This is a genomic window from Halobacillus sp. HZG1, from assembly GCF_035818575.1.
GTDB lineage: Bacteria > Bacillota > Bacilli > Bacillales > Halobacillaceae > Halobacillus > Halobacillus litoralis.
In genome coordinates, this window is the sequence record NZ_JAYLVQ010000061.1 from 206,152 (window position 1) to 223,843 (window position 17,692).

Genomic DNA, 17,692 nt, shown 5'->3' on the forward strand with positions numbered 1-17,692 from the left:
AGGATAGAAACTGCGCAGCATAAAAAACACCTCCACAGTAGTTAATATAACTGTGAAGGTGTTTCTATGGTTTCGCTTTTTTTATTTTTCATAAAGGGTAACGATGCGCTCAAGGAGGACGTGGCTATCATTCTCTTTCGCTGCCGTTTCCCCTTTTTCAATCATTGCTTCTCGTAAACCTGGTTCCGTGAGAACACGCTGGATGCCATCTCTTAATGAATCGGAGTCTTTTGGTTCAACAAGGACGCCTCTTCCGTCACTAAGTAGATAAGACAAACCACCAACGTCGGATCCCACGACGGGTGTATGGCAGGACATCGCCTCAAGAGCGACGAGTCCGAAGCCTTCTATATGAGAAGGCAGGACGAAAACGTCAGCCGCTGCTACCCATCTAGCCAGCTGTTCTTGATCTTTCGTCCCGTGGAAATGCACAGCTTCCTTATACTCGGGCTGAATGGACTGCTTCAACTCATGTAGGAAGCTTTCGTCTTTCACACTGCCAATGAAATGAAGCTCGGCATTCTCTACATTCAAGTCCTGGAATGCTTGTAAGAGTTCCTGAAGACCTTTGGCTTTAATATGGTTGCCGACGAAAAGAATGTGCTTCTTTTCTGTGGAGAGCTCCAACTCTTTTTTCGCTTCATCGGCATTTCGCGGTTGGAAGACACTACGGTCGACTCCCATATTGATGACCGACACTTTTTCTTCCGGAATACCGAATTCACCCGTGACTTCAGATTTCAAGGCTTCTCCGACCACAATCACAGCGTCTGCTTCATGAAGAGTCTTTTCTGTCGCTTTCCGGATCAGCCCGCCTTTTTTTGCCATTTGGTCCAAGTCGCCACCGTGGGAAGTGACGATCAGCTTGGTTCCGAATAACTTTTTGAAAAAGAGAGCTGGGAGACCGCTGGGGAAAATATAATGCGCATGAACGACGTCATATTTCTTCCCTTTTGTAAGGAGAGCGAACAGGATCTTCACAAACCATAAACCGTATTTTCTTAAAAGGTTCAACTTGCCTGATCGGTTGTCTTTATTCACCGCGGTATCGATGTGAAGGCCTTTCTGTCTTAGAGCCTCGACCTGGTTCTTTACGAAAATGCCGTAGGTCGGTGTTCTCCGGCTTGGATACATGTTGCTTATGACAAGCACGCGTTTACTCATCTTCCTCCCCCTTACATGTCATGTTCATGCTCGGATCTCATGTTCAACAGATAGCCCAGCATAGCGAAGTAGAAGATCGTAAAGGAATCGCCTTCCCAGATGTTGTACACCATTCCGGCTGCATACGCTCCGATGAGGACGGCAAGTAGGAACGGAGCAAGCAGCGTATCATTTTTGCGTTTCCAAATCAGATACAGCATGTTCAATAAGAAGATCGCGAACAGAATGACACCTACGATTCCCGTTTGAGTGATGACCTGGATATATTGGTTGTCGGAATAAAATTCTCTGTCGATTCCGTAGTCATCATAGATCGGGGAGCCAAAGCTTAGCGTCGCCCCATCACCGAACGTGGCGAATCCCGTTCCGATAATCGGGTGATCAAGGAAGATTTCAAATCCTTTGCTTACAATCCATAACCTTCCTGACTGACTGCTTTGTTCACGTGTTTCTTTATCAAACGTCGATCCCATCCGATCACGGAAACTACCTTCACTATCATCATACTGAGACTGACGCTCCTTGCTTTCCTGGCCAAAGTTCGTATCTTCGACCATCGCTGTGCCGACACTTACGGGTACGGCAACCAGCAGAATCCCTGCTACAAGTGCGAGGATCATCGGTTTCAGGAAGTACCATGTCCTTGTTGCCAACAAGTAAATGAGCAAAGCGACACCGAAGGCAATCCACGTGCCTCGCGAATAGGTGAGAGACCAAACACCGAACATGAGCGCAATACACACATAAAGGAAGGTGCGCCATTTTCCTGTGAAAATCTTACGGAAATAAAGAATAAGAACCACGGCAAAACTCAAGTAATAAGAAAGAACGTTCGGGTTCCCGATCATGCCATAGATACGGATTCTGTTTTTCGAAGACAGCGGCATGTTCTCCCAGCTCTCTGGAAGGAGCCAGCTTCTTAATGAAAGCTTCTCAATGATTCCGTGAATACTGACCATCACAGCGACAATCAATGTCGTGAAGATAAACTTACGGATATCTTCCCTTGTGATGTGCAGTCTTCTTACAATATAGAAAACAAGATAGAATAAAAGAATTCCTCGAATTTGGAAGATGATGGCGATTGGGGATACGCCTGTGATCAAGGCAGAGACGGCTCCAACCGCGCAAAATGCGAAAAAGGCATATTCAAACCAGTAAAAGTCGAACAGCTTCTTCCAGTCTTTCCGGTACATAATTAAAATCCGGAATAATAGAGCGAAAATAATGATGTCGCCGATTCCTTTCAATGTCGGGTTGAATTCCAATAAGAAAGGACGAATCGGGAAATACATGAATAAAATGATCAATGAATTCTTCGGCTTAAAAATCGCATAGGCGGCAAAAGCCAGCATAATCACTAGATCGAGAATCGTCACATCCACATAGGCGCCTCCGAGAAGGAGCAATAACGTCAATGGAACGAAATAAAGTTTTTTAACATCAATTGGCATGCTGTGCACCTCTTTTCTATGTTGAAGGAATTTATGATTTTCTGTACAAATCTTTCTTCATGGCGTAATTTTTGAAAATCGCCCATATTAATGTATCGGTCCTGTTGACCTGCTTGAAGCTGCGCGGGAAATTGTATTCCATTTTCTCCAATGTTTCACAATGGTTGATGAAACCATGGCGGTCCCATTCGACAAAACCTTCCGCTGTTTGAACTTTCGGTTCAGCCAGCTTCCCTTTATATTCATTCAACCGGAGAAAACCGTCGAAAGCGATCGCTTGAGAGTCAAAGACCTCTGTTGCTTCGACTTTTTTCGCATGTTGGGCCGACGTATCGACAAGCACATTGATCGCACTGGGTGGGAACGCACAGTTGATTTCGTACATGCGGACCTTCCCGTGGAAGTCTTCCATTTCTTGAAGCGTATCGCTCAGCAGTTTCGCTGTTGCGGTATGGTCGACGTGTGCATCTATATATGGGGTACAGTAGATCAACTCTGGCTGGATCGTGTTGATTTTTTCTTTCAACATTTCGATGCTTTCCCTCGTACTCTTCACTTGTCCGTCCGGCTGGTTCATGTAAGTGACACTCGAGAGACCAAGGATTTCTTTGACCTTGTCGATTTCATCGCGTCTTAGCGCCATCAACTCTTCGGAACTATGATCGGATACACTGCTTCCTCCATCAGTGATGAACAGGCAATGGATGTTCGCTCCTTGTTCCGCATGTTGTCTAAGCGTCCCTCCAGGTCCGATAGTCTCATCATCCATGTGAGGAGCGAGGACAAGTACATTGTTCACTTTTTCATTCTTCACGGCTTCCATGTCCCCGCTGTAATGCCGGCCGAGAATCACGTTCGTGACCGGCGCATTGACGGGGCGTACGGCGTTCATGAGAAGCTCTTTTTTATTCATGAGGCTCCTCCTTTCTTTTTGCGTCTTCGGACTTGATTCAATAAGAACAGAAAGGCATCGGCTTTTAATAGGAAAGCCGTTCCTGCAAAAGCGGCTGCACCAACGATAGCTACGAGGATGATCTGAACAAGGTTCGGCAAGTTGCCAATTCCTTGCTGCAGTCCGAGAACCGCACCGCTCATAACAAGTGCTGCTGCTGTAATTTTGGCATAATCGATGGTGATGTACTTAAAGTCGAGTCCACCCACAAGTTTTACAAACACAATCAGGCAGGCCCCTGTATAGAAAAGAGCCATCAGAGAAGCAGCAAGCGGAATACCTAAGTACCCGAGCCACTCAGCGAAAATAAAGTTGAACACGATGTTCAAAAGAATGGAACCGAGGCTGATCATCAGAATCAGGTGGCCTTTTTTCATCGTATAAAAACCTTTGTTGATGATGTTATTCAAGCTGAAGAACAACACAGAACCAAAGTAAAAGTATGCCACCTGAGAAGTAGCCGCTGTCGCTGAATTGTTAAAGGCTCCTCGTTCATAGAAAAGCTCAATCAAATTCGGCATCAAAAGCATCATGCCGATAATGGCAGGCAGGAGAACGAGGTACATCGTCGTGAGGCCTTTCTCAATCCCTTTTTTAAACTGCCCTGTATCGTTTGTCGTAATCGCTTTGGACAACATAGGGAAAATGATCGTTGCAATCGTCACGCCAAAGATCCCTTGGGGCATATGAACAAGGTTCTTCGCATAGTTGATGTACGTGACCGCCCCTTCGCCCTGGTAACTGGCGAATATCGAACCTACCATCAAGTTCACCTGGCCGACCGCTACCGTCAGTCCGACGGGAAGGAACACCCAGTAAAATTTCCTGACCTCAGGCCAATCCATCTTTGGTTTCAGTGACAGCGCCCTCTGCGGGATGACAATGAAGGACTTGAAGATCAAAGAAAAAATCGTTCCGGCCAGGTACCCGAAGGCCAGCGAATAAGCTCCGATTTGATTGGCAAATAAGAAAGCTCCGAGAATGGAACTTAAAATAACGATAATCTGAGAGACAATCGACAAGGCAAACCTGTTTTCCGCATCAAAAAAAGCTTCTAAAACGGAGTTCATCCCCACAAAAGCAATACAGGAGAAGAAAATTACGGTTACCCATGTCGCGATTTCAGTCGCCGGCTCACTGAAATCAGGGTAGAACAGACGGATCATGAGTGGAGCAAGGAGCATTCCGAGAATGGAAAAGACCAAGGCTAATCCAGCTGTTCCTTTAAACACTTGTCCCAAATGGGATTTGCCGCGCTTTTCGTCCTTGGCATCGATGTAACTTGGCACGAGCGCATTCTTCATCCCGTTCTGCATGAACAAAATCAGCATATTCGGTATGATGAAGGCAGCCAAATACGCATCGGCGATGTAACTGTCACCGAAGTAATAGGCGATGACCATGTCACGGAGCAGTCCGGACACTTTCAGGATTAAGGTCGCGCCGATAAATAGTATGCTTGCTAAGCCTAATTTAGATTTCAATTTCTAACCCTCTCTTAATGCATGTCAACTGGAGTAGAATGCTATGTATAACTATAGTCCATACTTTTCGATTTTACCATAACCTTAATAGAATCGTAATCGTTCGGTCATATCTTTTCCATTATCATACAAAACCACCACAACCTTGCACCCACTCCCTATTCCCAGCCCGATCTTTTCTTAACCTTCTATTCAATATTCTCCTTGTTAATTTCGCTAACAAGACTGGCATTTAATTTAATAAGAAAGAATCCCCAATCATTTACCACATCATCTATTAGAACAGCAAAACATAAGGAGATAATAAAAAACGGCCTTCGTGAGGAAGGCCGTTCTTGGTTCGTTAGCGGATTTTCAGTAGCTCATAAGCTGTTTCATCTGAAATAGCTGCATCTCCGCCTAGGTAATATTGTTTCGGACTGATGGGCAGTCCTTGCATATACTTGCGAACACTTGATGGTACATTGTCTGTTCTTGTCAAAATAATCGGGGACTCATAGGAAGCTGCCATTGGAGAAGCTGCCAGGGCGTCTACGATTACTTGACCTCTAGCGAAAAAGACATCTTCAATCCTGCGGTTGTTGAAGTAACGTTCCGCAATTTGAACACTCGTGCTGTAGCGATCGTCGCCGGAGACACGTTCGACTTGGTTTACTACGGATTTCAGCTGTTCTTCCACTTTGTGATGGACAGCTCCTGTTCCACCGATGATCGTCGCTTTCTCCACTCCATGTTCCTGAATGAACTTCACGATGTTGTCCTCCAGGCGATATGGAAGTGTCAAAAGAATCGGGGTATGCTCCTGCCCTGCGTAGGATGCAATGGACAACGCATCTGGAGATGTCTCTTCAGATGTCGTAATGAAAATTTCATCCACATCGATATTGCTGCTCAACTCATCAGCGACTTCATACGCTGTCTCGAATCGAGTTTGACCTGAAAGACGCACAACATTCCCTGCACCGTATTCATTCTCCAACTGTGTTTGGACAGTGGAGGACACGGCTGCCTCACTTCCAAGCAGGTAGATCTTCGAAGGGTCCATACGCTTCAATTCTTTGTTCACCGTCTCAGGCAGTTCATCTGTCTGAGTCAAAAGAAGTGGGGCATCGTGATAAGATGCAAGCACGCTCCCTGTTAATGAATCAATCGGTAGATCCCCACGTCCGATGACGGCTACATCAGGGTTGTTCCAGTGCCACCCAAAGTTTGAAAGAGCTGCACTCGTTTCGTATCGATTGATGCCTGACAGGCGGTACGCGTTCGGTTCCTGTTTTTTGGACAAGTAGCTTGATGCGACATATCCTTTCACGCCACCTGCGGTTTCAACCGGATACCACATCCAGTGTTGGGTATTGCTGTCTGATCCTACAGGCACGTCGGTGACGGTTAATGCATCACCCTGGGACAATCCGGTAAGAACCAGACCATTCGGAGATTGACGCAGGTTTAAACTTCCGGCAGTTACATAGACCTTCTCTCCTGGACGGAAATAATGCTTGGATGTGTGCACAGGTCCATCTGTGTCTACATTCTCTACACCAAAAGAAAGGAGACCATCTGAATCAGGGTTCAGCTTGTGTGTCGGGAAAGGTGTCAGATTCAGCAATCCATAGCTCTTGATCCGGTTGAATATTTTCTCTTGATACGCAATATATCCGTTCGCAATCGGGTCGTTCCTTTGAGATAGACCATTATAAGCAAGAATGGCAAAGTACCAGTTCTCAATCGCCTCTCGATCTCCACTGTTTACGGTTGGAATTAAATCATGATCGGCATAATTCCACTTCGTTTCAAGAATTTTTAACCCTTCACGGATATTGTAACGAATGTCTGTGGCTAATTTCGTAATTTCTTCCTGACGCTCTTGGTCATCCGTGATGAAACGATAATCAGACACTTGCATGATCCCGATACCGATGCAATCATAGCCAAGTTTCAGGTTGGTTCCATCCCAGGCCATGCCTCGTGTTTTCTCTTCGGTACACTGGTTTTCGTAATGGTCGACAGGTGTACGTCCTGTATCCCAATATTGCTGCCATCCGCTTTCCTGGAAGGCAATCGCTTTGACGATTTCAGGAGGGATATCGAAGTTCTTCGCTTCTTCCGTGAGCATACGATTGATCTCTGCATAGCTCGGGTTCTCATACTTTTCATCGACTTCTGTAGTGCTTTGGGTAGTGATGAGACTTTGCGCAGTCAACTTCTCCTGCGCTTCCTGCTTCGTCACCTCACCAGTTTCAATAGTAAAAACATCATTCAGCATGGCCGATGGCTCCGTACTGATGGCATCCTCATCATATTCTGGATAGGAGATATCCAGTTGATCCTCCTGGATATCGATCGTTGCTCGATCATAGTTTTGAGACTCATAGACTTTTTCTATTCCATCCTGCTTGACTTGATAGACATCAAAATACAAGCTGCTGGCTGACCCTCCGGCTCTATAGATAACAACGAGAGATTCTTCACCGACATAATGCACATCAGTAACTTCGGCCAGTTTTTCCGTTTCTTCTATTACCGGCTGTCCATTTTGTTCAATTTCGATCGTCGTCTCCAGTTCATTCCTGACGACATTTACTTCCGTCGTTTCATTCAACTGGATAGATTTATTGCTCTCCTCTACGATCCACGTCTCCGATTGTTCGGCACTAATCGCAGCAGGAAGCAAAAGACTCGTGGCTAACAACGCTGATGTTGAAGTAATAAATTTTTTTAACATCCATACCGTCCTTTGCAATTTTACTTAATATCAATCAACTTGGAGTTCATGGTGTACCCATTCTCTCCTTTGTCCTCAATCTTTTCTTTAATCAGTCCATAGTCCGGGGCATAGTGGAACGTAGATCGGACTTCGGCTCCAGATGAATCCGCTTTTTCTATCTTCTGTACAACTAATACGTTCTCAAAGTCACGGACTGGTGTTGACGTTGTCTGTTTGTCATCAATGAGCTTAAATGAACTGTCGGATTGGCTTGATTGTGTGACATCGATGAGAACATCTACCGTTTCTACCGGCTTGAACCCATCCAGCATGCTTGCTGTATCTTCTGGGTTGAACTCCTCATAAACAACCGATACCGTACCTTCCGTCCACTGGAGCACTTGAAGTGTGACCATATCCCCGAATGTGATGACTTGCTGAACATAATTACCCTGGATATCTACAATCTCATAAACGGCTTTATATTCATCATTCTGCATAAATGTCTTCGTCATCGGCTTTTTAGGCATATAGGCTTTCAAACCGACGTTTGACGTTTGTTCCTCTTTTGTTTCTTCTTCAGAAGAACCTTCATTGGCTGAAGCTTCAACCGTGTCTTCCTCTGGTTCTTCTGCTTCCACAGCTGGATCTTCGCTCGCTGCTTCTTCACCGGAGTCTGTGTTATCTTCCTCATCCTCTGGCTCTGTAGTAACCGCGCTCTCTTCTTCTTGTTCCTTACTTTCGCTTTCATTTTCTACGCTTTCAGGATCCTCGGTTTTCTCAGCCTCTGCCGGTGGTTCTTCAGACGCTTCAGATGTATCCTGATCGGCCTGGTCATTTTCCAAGCTTTCCGGATCCACATCTGCTGCACAGGCGCTTAAAATAAAAGCGACGGACAGCATGATGGTTAACAGTTTCTTCATCGACACCTCTCCTTTGCTGTATCCAGGATGCATTCTTATTTGAGGTAACCAGCGATTTCATCACGTTGAGCGTTGTCAACGACTCCCCCAATGACGTGGAGATCTTGAACAACATTTTCAGTTCCATACCAGCTCAATGTTTTTTGAAGCTCTGGATTCAAGTCGTTTCCTACTAATACAAGTGGTGCTTTCGTGCGGGCTGAAATGGCGGATGCCGTCAACGCATCAGGATAATTACGGCCAGTAGCTACAAGCATGGTGCCAGAACGCATATCATCCTTGAAATAGTCAATCGTTGCCGCTACTGTTTCGTAACGGTTTATGCCGGACAGGCGGACCACGCGATCTCCACCGTTACGTTCAATCAATGTCTCTTCCACTTCTTCAGAAACAACCGCCGTTCCACCAAGAATGGCTACTTCTTTTCCATGAAGGAACTGTAGACTTTCTTCCGTGATTTTCTCCTGATCTGTCAAAACAATCGCCCATCCGTTGGCTGCTGCTACAGAAGATGCTTCAAGTGCATCAGGGAAGCTTGTACTTGAGGCCACAAATACTCCCTCTACATCAGACAAACGATTGTTGATTTCTAAATTGGACTGAATTCGATCCTTACCTGAAATACGTTCGACAGAAAAGAGATTGCTCAATTCATGTTGAACTTTTTCAGAGATGGCATTAGTTCCACCAAGAATGACCACTTTGTTTGCGTTCAGTCGTTTCAGTTCTTCCACGACAGCAGGATCGAGACGGTCGTCACGATTTAACAGAATCGGCGCATTGCCAAGTTCAGCTGCCAGCGGCCCTGCAGAAAGGGCGTCCGCAAATTCAAACGCGGTCGCTAGAACAACGGTCCGCTCTCCATCTTTATCAAAACCATTCGGGTAAAGGCTCTTAGAGACTTCAATAGCCGTCTTTATACGATCTTTCCCGGCGAGTTCCGTTGTGTTGAACATATACTGATAGTCTTTAGAGCTGTTGTCCCATAGAACTTCTTCAGTAGTCCGGTTTCTGACCTTCGTATTTTCCCATTCTTTCGCATAGGCGATCGCTTTTTCCTCACGATAGAAAGTGTTCAGCACACCTTTTTCTGAGTGAACGACTTCGAAGTCTTCACTTAAATAGTTACTCCAAATGACTTCATCGTTTTCTTTATCGATAACCGCTGTATTTCTCCAATCCCCTGCGTAATCCAGGGCTCCTTCTAAGCTGTGGGTCTCTTTCAATACTCCTTGAGAAGAGTGCTTGACCTCATAAGCTTTGGCTAAGTAATCCGACCAGATCACTTCTCCTTGTTCGTTATCTACAACTCTCACATCACTTGATTTCTTTGCAAACGCGACCGCTTCGTCTCGAGACATAAACAAACGGTCTTTCGATTGGTCCGTCTTATGGTAGACGCCATATCGTTTACTCGTATTTTCATAGATGACTTTTTGCTGATACTTGTCAAAAACATAAGCGTACTCCATGTTTTCCGCATGGCTGATCGCTTCTTCTTTTTCGCTTGTCAGTTTGACTTTCTCACCTTCGTGGTTGAACACTTCATAGACGCTGAAATAGCTATCGACCGCTTCAGTCACGGATTGGACTGCTTTTTCCTGAAAGCTATCCGTTTTGATGAGCTTTTCTTCTGTCGGGTTCGACATGTAGCCAAACTCCAACAAAGCTGCCGGCATGACAGCATTTCTTGTTACGTATAGGTTACTTGGAACCATACCCCGTCCCTCTCCCAGTGGTGTTCCGTCCAGAATATGCCGGTGCATCGTTTGTGCCAGACGTTTACTTTCAGGTGCATATTCAATTTGTTCTGGAGATGGTGCGTAGGTCGTGCTTATGTTGTTCATATCGAAGTAATAGGTTTCATACCCTCTCATGTAAGGGTTTGATGGTAGAGCATTTGAATGAAGAGAGAGAAATATCGCATTATCATGATCACCATTTGCCGATTGATCCGCGAAATCCACTCTTGCCTGCAGGTCATCATGCAAACCATAGGCGAAATGGCTGTCACTTGTGCGTGTAATATGTACGTTGTAACCTTTCGCTTCTAAAGCATCATATAGCTTTTTTCCGACTTCCAAGTTGAAGTGCTTTTCATAATATCCAGTAGATCCTCCAGAATAACCCGTTGTACCTGAGAATCTTCCACCGTGCCCCGGGTCAATAACAACAGTCTTCTCCGCACTCGCTTCCGCCGCCGGGTAAAGAACAAAAAGAGTAAAAAGCGCAAAAAACAGCAACATATACAGTCTTTTCATAATAGCCTCCTAATAGGGTTATATTTTCATAGTTTTCCTTGAAAACGATTAATCTGGAAAGTCATTTCCTTTAATTTTCCTTTTGCTAATCACCTCATCTTTTTTAAGCATGCGATCGATGTTCTTCTCGGGTTGTTTTATGTAAGTTTTAGTTTACTTTAAATCGGGTAGTGTAATTGTAGGGTAAGTATGGACAGGTATAGTTATAGATGAAATTGAACAAGCACCCAATGGAAACATCATAGATTCTTATCAAACGATCTCAAAGATTAGAAGAATCTCTTCCTATATGTAATATCGGACGATTCAAGAAGATTGTTGAACACACCCGGAAATTTTTATCAATTTATAAATGATTTGGGATAATTATGTCGAAATTAGTCATTCTAATTACAATATGTAATTATATATAACGCAAATGTAACTAACAACCGTTGCTTTGCCAACTTTTCCACTTTTTCCTTTATTCCGTACAAAAGTATCAGGTCTTTCCTGGAAAGATTGTACTAGATGTAGGAGGGATAAGGTCTAAAGATGTGGAGAGGAAGAAAAAGTGCCCAATAAATATCTACACAAAAAAGAGCAGCTGCTTTTGCAGCTGCTCTTTTTTTATTTATCTCGCCATACTTTCAATAGGAAGGCAGGAAGTTTAATCTGCCTTTTGATCCGCCACGGTTCAGCAATGAGCCTGTACAACCACTCCAAACCGAAGCGCTGAAAGATATCCGGTGCTCTCTTGATTCTTCCTGAAATGACATCAAATGATCCACCCACACCCTGAAAGATGCTTACATTCAACTCATTCATATGATCCACAATCCAATATTCCTGCTTTGGACTGCCGAGGGCTACGAATAGAATATCCGCCTGAGATTCATTAATCGTCTGTATGACTTTTTGTTCATCTTTCTCATATCCGTCCAAAACACCGGCGATTTTCAACCCTGGGTATTTGCGAACCAGTTCGTCTTTCGCTTCTTCTGCGATCCCAGGCTTCGCCCCGTAAAGGAAGACTGATTTATCATGCTCTTCCGCCTGTTCACAAAGCGTCAACAGCATATCAATCCCCGTTACGCGTTCTTTAATGTTCCCTTTTTTCAAGCGGGAGGCAACAAGCACACCAACACCATCAGGAATCTGGTAAGTCGCTTTGTTTAAGAGGTTCTTTAAACTCTCATCCTCCTGAGCTTTCAAAATCTTCTCCGGATTGATGGCTACGATGAATGACTGTCTTTTATGATTGATGTCGTCTATGACATTTTTCTTTAACTGTTCGTATGAATGACTACTGACATCCACACCTAAAAACTGTTCCTTCATATCGTCACCTTTTTACACATTCTTGGAATCGCCGAGGCGCTTCGTCACAAACCCGGCTTCTTTCCAGTGGTCAAGATTCAGGCAATTTTTTGTATCGAGCACGACGCGATTGCTCATCTTCTCCTTGATCGAAGCAGGGGTAAGAGCTTTGAATTCATCATGATCCGTCAACACTACAAGAATGTCGGCTCCTTCCAATGCTTCTTCCATATCCTGTGTCTGATTGGATGCGATGTTCTCTTTAATGTGAGGATCATAGGTTGTAAAGCTGATCCCCCGCTCTACCAGTTCCAGAATCACCTTCAAGGAAGGACTCTCACGATGATCATCAATGTTCGCTTTGAAAGACAGTCCAAAAAGGGCCACCTTCGGATCCTGTATGAATTGATCTTTCATCAATTTCTCCACTTGATCTGCTGTGTATACAGGCATGTTATCGTTCGTGTTGCGGGACAGTTGTATGATCTGTGAAAGATCTGGTTGAAGCTCTGCAAGGAACCAAGGATCAACGGCAATACAGTGTCCGCCTACACCAGGTCCCGGTGTATGAATGTTGACACGCGGGTGGTAATTGGCAAGCTTAATCGCTTCCCAGGAGTTCACTCCGATGCGATCGCTGATCATCGCAAGCTCATTGGCAAAAGCAATATTCACATCGCGGTACGTGTTTTCAATCACCTTCGCCATTTCAGCCGTTGTAGCATCCGTCAAATGGATGTTCCCTTTGACAAAGGACTCGTACAACTCTTTGGTCATTTGAGAAGACTCTTCATTAATACCGCCGACAATGCGGTCATTATCTACAAGCTCCTGGAAGACCTTCCCTGGAATGACACGCTCCGGTGAATGCGAAACGAACAGCTGCTTCCCGATTTCAAGCCCGGTTTTCTCGAGTACAGGAAGCATTACGTCTTCAACTGTACGTGGAGGCACTGTGGATTCAAGAATAACTAAGTTCCCTTCTTTCACAAAAGGAACAATGGCTTCTGTTGCTTTGCGGACATAATCAAGGTTGGCTGTTTTATCTTCCCTGATCGGGGATGGAACAGCAATGACGAAAACATCCGCTTCCGTTGGTTCCATGGATGCTTTGAAATTCCCGGCATCCACCGCTTCCTCCAAGCGCTCCTGCAGTCCGTTCTCTTCTATATGAAGCTGTTTCGCATTGATCATTTCTACAGCTCTTTGATTGACATCCACTCCATGAACTTTATGGCCGTGAATGGCAAACATGACGGAAGTCGGAAGACCGATATAGCCTAAACCAACCACACAAAGTGACTTTTTCATACAACATAACTCCCTTTCTCTTCCACCTACAACATCGTAGACATCTATTTTCATAAAAGTTTTATTTATACATCTTTCCGTTCGTACTTTCTTTATATCATTCGTTAAAATTGAAGCTTTATGACGTTTTATGCCATTTATGATAGACCACGACAATTTTCATCCCTTTCCTTCTTCCCGTCCTGCTTGTTCCTTTAAACGTCATTTCAAGCAAAACAAGCAAACATACTCAAACAGGAGAAGGCATTCATTTCCCCTTCATGTAGGAATATCTGGAGGCATTGGGCGGGTATTGTCATCGTGGACCATTGATCGATAGAACGGAATTTTATAATGACATGGTCGACAAAGAAAGCCAATACTCTCCAACATTCATTATATCTGATTCATTTCAAGTGCGCTATTCCTGCGTCCAATCTTAAATGAAAAGTCAAAAACTTGTAATGAAGTGGTCATGCGCGGGCGATCATTTTTTTGATATACTCTTATGAAGTATGCTTTAACAAAGAAAGGACGACACATGATGACAGTTCGACGCTATCATAAGGGAGACGAAGACCAAATCCAAACCCTTTTTAAGAAAACATTCAACCATACACGTCCATTGGCTGTGTGGAAATGGAAATTCATAGAGAATCCTAAACAGGAGCGCCCCTTTATACTTGTATTCGAGGAAGACAATCAAATCCTCGGTCATATCAGCTTGTGGGTGACAGATGCTTACTTGAACGGTGAAAAGAAAAAGGTAGGCCTTCGTGTGGATACAATGGTAGACCCGGATGCGCGCGGAAAAGGAATTTATAAAAAGCTGAATGATGCGCTGTTAGTAGAAGCGAAGCAAGATGGAATCGACTATTTATATGGATTTCCTGCTCCCAAAGCGAAAGAGTTATTTTTACGATACACAGGGGCAAGTCATCTGACAGACATGCCACGCTGGATGTTGATTCAGAAGCCGATCCATTTGCTCGCTTCCAAGTTCTCCCCTCTTTCCATCTTTAAACCTTTGGACCGGATCTTTCAATCGTTTAAAAAATCGAAACTTCAGACAGATGGGTATGAAGTAAAAGAAGTGAAGCGTTGCGAGCAAGAATTTGATCAGTTAGCTGAGAGGTCAAAGCACGCGGAAGAAGGCTTGGTTGTCAGGGATGCCGCATATTTAAATTACCGTTACTTTGACCATCCCGAGCACCAGTACAAAATGATGGGAATCTATGAAAACCGCCGATTGGTCGGTTATGTGGTCACGCACCAAATTTTCGGTTCCTTTGAAAATGGTATGCTGGTGGATTGGCTCGCTGAAGATGAAAAGTTATGGCCTGTCCTATTAGCTGCGGCCCGGACCGAATTAAAAGATACAGATGTGATTCAATCCTGGGCGTTGACACACACGCTTGCCGCCAGCACTTTAAAACAAGAAGGGTTCATTCATAAAGATAGTCCTATGCCACTCGTCGGAAAGGCAATCGACCCTTCTCTAATTACAATGGACGATGCCGACCAATGGTTCATCACCCCTGGGGATGTGGACTCTTATTAAAAAAAGAAGCTCGCTGACAATCCGCGTCAGCGAGCTTCTTTTTTTATGATTTATCTCGATCTTTCTCTCTTTGCGTCTTAGAAAACAGCCCGATCACAGGACGTTTCCCTCGATATACGACTCCTGTCATCTCCGCAAACAGATGGAGTAAGAAAAGAATGACAAAGGTAATAATCAAGGAGATTCCAAACGATGTCAGCGAGAACAACAACGCAAGCAAACCGAAAACGGCGCTGAAAGCATAGATGATTAAGACCGTAGCTCTATGACTGAATCCTGCTTCCAAAATTTGATAGTGGATGTGTTTATTGTCCGGCATCATAATTTTCTGCTTATTGATCAGTCTCCTCACAATCGAGAACAACGTATCAAAAACAGGGATGGCTAATACAATGATTGGAATGACAAAACTGAATAAGGTCACATTTTTAAATAATCCGACCATCGAAATGACGGCCATGGAGTAACCGAGAAACAATGAACCCGTATCCCCCATATAAATGGAGGCAGGGTGAAAGTTGTGGAATAAGAAACCGATATTGCTTCCGATTAAAACAACGCACAAATATACAATGGCTACTTGAGGCTCAATCGCCAGTGCCATCACGGCAATACTAATTAATGAGATGGTGGAAACACCTGCAGCGAGCCCGTCCAATCCATCAATCAGATTAATAGCGTTGGTGATTCCAATAATCCAAAGGAACGTAAAAATGATACTAACCGGATCACTGAAGGACACCATTCCGATAAACGGAATACTCAGCACATCGATCTTCAAACCAGAAAAGATAAGAACACCTGCAGCCGAAACTTGACCCAAAAGTTTAAATAAAGGCCGGATCTGATAGCGGTCATCAAGTAGACCCGTCAGAACGATAATGAATGCACCAATACAAATAGGGATCAGATAAGGAAGGTCCGGGCGAATATAAAGCATACCAGCCGCAGCTCCTCCAAAGATGGCAAGACCACCCATCCGCGGAGTAATTTCCTTGTGGATCTTCCTCATTTCAGGGTAATCCATCATCTTCCATTTCACCGCAAGTTTCATAACTGGAAATACAAGAATGAAACTCACAGCCATTGATAATACGATTGCAATGATTATGTCTATATAAATATTCATATTAATCCTCACTTACATCTTAAGTTTCCTCTAGGCGGTTAAAATTATAACATAGATAGGTGGAGGTTAAGAGTTCCCTTATGTACATGTGCACACAAAAAACACCGCTCACCTTGTCCAATGTGGCGATGCTTTTCTTCTATTGCTGAAGTTGTTCAATCAAATGATCGATAACATCCCTTGAAGTAAGCAGTTCGGCGTCTTCCGTCTTTTGAATAATGTTCTGCAAAACATCCTTTAAATTATCCATGCTCCCCACCTTTTCTAATTGATTCTTTATATCTTCTATTTACTTAAATGTTCGTCACTAAACGACTTTTTCTGGCTGTACATCTATGTATCTCTTATCCTATTAGACGTTTCAGCATCAAAAAAGTTTCAAAATATGATTATTTCCGGGGAAATATGTTAAATAATTCAATCTTTCTCTTATACTATACTATTTTTCTACAAAATAAAATAAAATTTGTCAGAATATAATATGATTTACTCCTAACACCCGTGTGGGTAGTTGTACAGGAAGCGATAATACACAAAGAAAAACCTAACGGGCCGGGATCAGACGCTCGTCAGGTTCTGTTTTCCCTTATTCATTTGTCATCCATGTCTTGTGAAGAACTTTAAGTCTATAACTGCGTTTGCTGAAACGATGAATATGCTTTTGCAGGATCCTCTTTCCTTCCCGGTGAAAAGTAAAGAAAATCACTGCGGGATGATCCAGAGAGTCATAGAAAAAGATGGGGTTGAGACTTCTTTTGATGTCCCCGAAGTCCCATTGTCCAAGTAGATCCAAGGCCCTCACGTAGGCGTCATCTATGATTGCTTCTTCAATCACTGATGTTTTACGGGTGCTGTATTCATTGAGATGATGATCGCATACAGCCGCCTGCAAGTAAGAAAGCGGGGAAGCATCTCCTATGATTCCATCCGTCCATTCCGCTTCTGCGATTTCTTTCCCCTGATATTCTACATAGATATGTCCTTCTTTCCTCAGCACGTTCCATCCGGACTTAAGACATAGCTGGGAATAGTGAGATACGACGGCATTCAAATTCAGCCGTTCATCAGACGGAGCGTGCAAAGGTGGAAGAGGAATGGAATAAATGTTCCTTCGAGCTGCTTCTCTTGTGAACATGACCTTATTTCTCACCATCCTCCTCCTCTCTTACCCATCCAATGGGTGGTACTTTTATAAAAATGGAATCGCACTCTGCTCTACTCACTTCAAACCTTTTCCTCATCATCTTCCACACGGGCATACTTATGAGTCAATAATTCTTCCAATGAAACGTCAAGAGTTTTCGCCAGTTTCCCCATCACAATAAGCGAAGGATTGGCTTGGACGCCGCGCTCAATATTGCTGATGTAAGATTTTGAAACCCCGGACTTTTTTGCAAACTCATTGACTGATAGATTTTTCCCCATTCTTAGCATGCGTATCTTCTCACCGATAGGGGTCATTGCTTTA

Annotated in this window: 13 protein-coding genes; 1 reads left to right on the top strand and 12 read right to left on the bottom strand. The window is 44.0% G+C overall.

Features of this window, described 5'->3' with window-relative positions:
* Positions 1-81: 81 nt before the first annotated feature.
* The 9 genes from VKA52_RS10115 to VKA52_RS10155 all read right to left on the bottom strand — a co-directional run bounded on the left by VKA52_RS10115 (position 82) and on the right by VKA52_RS10155 (position 13,555).
* Positions 82-1,164 carry a glycosyltransferase gene (locus VKA52_RS10115; RefSeq protein WP_326315574.1) on the bottom strand — a complete coding sequence of 361 codons (1,083 nt, stop codon included), beginning with the start codon at positions 1,162-1,164 and terminating at the stop codon, positions 82-84.
* Between the two features lie 11 nt (positions 1,165-1,175).
* Positions 1,176-2,618, bottom strand: a complete 1,443-nt coding sequence (locus tag VKA52_RS10120; RefSeq protein WP_326315575.1) for an O-antigen ligase family protein — start codon at positions 2,616-2,618, stop codon at positions 1,176-1,178.
* A gap of 31 nt (positions 2,619-2,649) precedes the next feature.
* Complete coding sequence (locus VKA52_RS10125) at positions 2,650-3,531, bottom strand: PIG-L deacetylase family protein (RefSeq protein ID WP_326315576.1); 882 nt, start codon at positions 3,529-3,531, stop codon at positions 2,650-2,652.
* Entirely contained in the window at positions 3,528-5,054 is a 1,527-nt protein-coding gene (gene murJ / locus VKA52_RS10130; protein ID WP_160911094.1) for a murein biosynthesis integral membrane protein MurJ, read from the bottom strand. Before murJ ends, VKA52_RS10125 begins: the two co-directional genes overlap by 4 nt.
* Before the next feature lie 343 nt (positions 5,055-5,397).
* Positions 5,398-7,779: a cell wall-binding repeat-containing protein gene (locus VKA52_RS10135; RefSeq protein WP_326315577.1), complete on the bottom strand. Its 2,382-nt coding sequence runs from the start codon at positions 7,777-7,779 to the stop codon at positions 5,398-5,400.
* A 20-nt stretch (positions 7,780-7,799) separates the two neighbouring features.
* Positions 7,800-8,684 carry a hypothetical protein gene (locus tag VKA52_RS10140; RefSeq protein ID WP_326315578.1) on the bottom strand — a complete coding sequence of 295 codons (885 nt, stop codon included), beginning with the start codon at positions 8,682-8,684 and terminating at the stop codon, positions 7,800-7,802.
* A gap of 35 nt (positions 8,685-8,719) precedes the next feature.
* Complete coding sequence (locus VKA52_RS10145) at positions 8,720-10,945, bottom strand: cell wall-binding repeat-containing protein (protein WP_326315579.1); 2,226 nt, start codon at positions 10,943-10,945, stop codon at positions 8,720-8,722.
* A gap of 609 nt (positions 10,946-11,554) precedes the next feature.
* Positions 11,555-12,265, bottom strand: a complete 711-nt coding sequence (locus VKA52_RS10150) for a WecB/TagA/CpsF family glycosyltransferase (protein ID WP_326315580.1) — start codon at positions 12,263-12,265, stop codon at positions 11,555-11,557.
* A 12-nt stretch (positions 12,266-12,277) separates the two neighbouring features.
* Positions 12,278-13,555, bottom strand: a complete 1,278-nt coding sequence (locus VKA52_RS10155) for a nucleotide sugar dehydrogenase (protein ID WP_326315581.1) — start codon at positions 13,553-13,555, stop codon at positions 12,278-12,280.
* 523 nt (positions 13,556-14,078) lie between these two features.
* On the opposite strand from VKA52_RS10155, the gene VKA52_RS10160 reads away from it, so the two are divergent.
* On the top strand, positions 14,079-15,095 hold the full coding sequence (locus VKA52_RS10160; protein ID WP_326315582.1) for a GNAT family N-acetyltransferase: 1,017 nt from the start codon (positions 14,079-14,081) through the stop codon (positions 15,093-15,095).
* A 43-nt stretch (positions 15,096-15,138) separates the two neighbouring features.
* On the opposite strand, the gene VKA52_RS10165 is transcribed toward VKA52_RS10160, so the two are convergent.
* The 3 genes from VKA52_RS10165 to VKA52_RS10175 all read right to left on the bottom strand — a co-directional run bounded on the left by VKA52_RS10165 (position 15,139) and on the right by VKA52_RS10175 (position 17,685).
* On the bottom strand, positions 15,139-16,224 hold the full coding sequence (locus VKA52_RS10165) for an MraY family glycosyltransferase (RefSeq protein WP_326315583.1): 1,086 nt from the start codon (positions 16,222-16,224) through the stop codon (positions 15,139-15,141).
* Positions 16,225-16,810: 586 nt separating this feature from the next.
* Complete coding sequence (locus tag VKA52_RS10170; protein ID WP_326315584.1) at positions 16,811-17,374, bottom strand: hypothetical protein; 564 nt, start codon at positions 17,372-17,374, stop codon at positions 16,811-16,813.
* Positions 17,375-17,448: 74 nt separating this feature from the next.
* Positions 17,449-17,685, bottom strand: a complete 237-nt coding sequence (locus VKA52_RS10175) for a helix-turn-helix domain-containing protein (protein WP_160911077.1) — start codon at positions 17,683-17,685, stop codon at positions 17,449-17,451.
* Positions 17,686-17,692 lie beyond the last annotated feature (7 nt).

Bases quoted from the DNA above. Each gene is read 5' to 3' on its own strand.
- VKA52_RS10115 (WP_326315574.1), bottom strand. From the start codon at position 1,164: ATGAGTAAACGCGTGCTTGTCATAAGCAACATGTATCCAAGCCGGAGA.
- VKA52_RS10120 (WP_326315575.1), bottom strand. From the start codon at position 2,618: ATGCCAATTGATGTTAAAAAACTTTATTTCGTTCCATTGACGTTATTG.
- VKA52_RS10125 (WP_326315576.1), bottom strand. From the start codon at position 3,531: ATGAATAAAAAAGAGCTTCTCATGAACGCCGTACGCCCCGTCAATGCG.
- VKA52_RS10135 (WP_326315577.1), bottom strand. From the start codon at position 7,779: ATGTTAAAAAAATTTATTACTTCAACATCAGCGTTGTTAGCCACGAGT.
- VKA52_RS10140 (WP_326315578.1), bottom strand. From the start codon at position 8,684: ATGAAGAAACTGTTAACCATCATGCTGTCCGTCGCTTTTATTTTAAGC.
- VKA52_RS10145 (WP_326315579.1), bottom strand. From the start codon at position 10,945: ATGAAAAGACTGTATATGTTGCTGTTTTTTGCGCTTTTTACTCTTTTT.
- VKA52_RS10150 (WP_326315580.1), bottom strand. From the start codon at position 12,265: ATGAAGGAACAGTTTTTAGGTGTGGATGTCAGTAGTCATTCATACGAA.
- VKA52_RS10155 (WP_326315581.1), bottom strand. From the start codon at position 13,555: ATGAAAAAGTCACTTTGTGTGGTTGGTTTAGGCTATATCGGTCTTCCG.
- VKA52_RS10160 (WP_326315582.1), top strand. From the start codon at position 14,079: ATGACAGTTCGACGCTATCATAAGGGAGACGAAGACCAAATCCAAACC.
- VKA52_RS10165 (WP_326315583.1), bottom strand. From the start codon at position 16,224: ATGAATATTTATATAGACATAATCATTGCAATCGTATTATCAATGGCT.
- VKA52_RS10175 (WP_160911077.1), bottom strand. From the start codon at position 17,685: ATGACCCCTATCGGTGAGAAGATACGCATGCTAAGAATGGGGAAAAAT.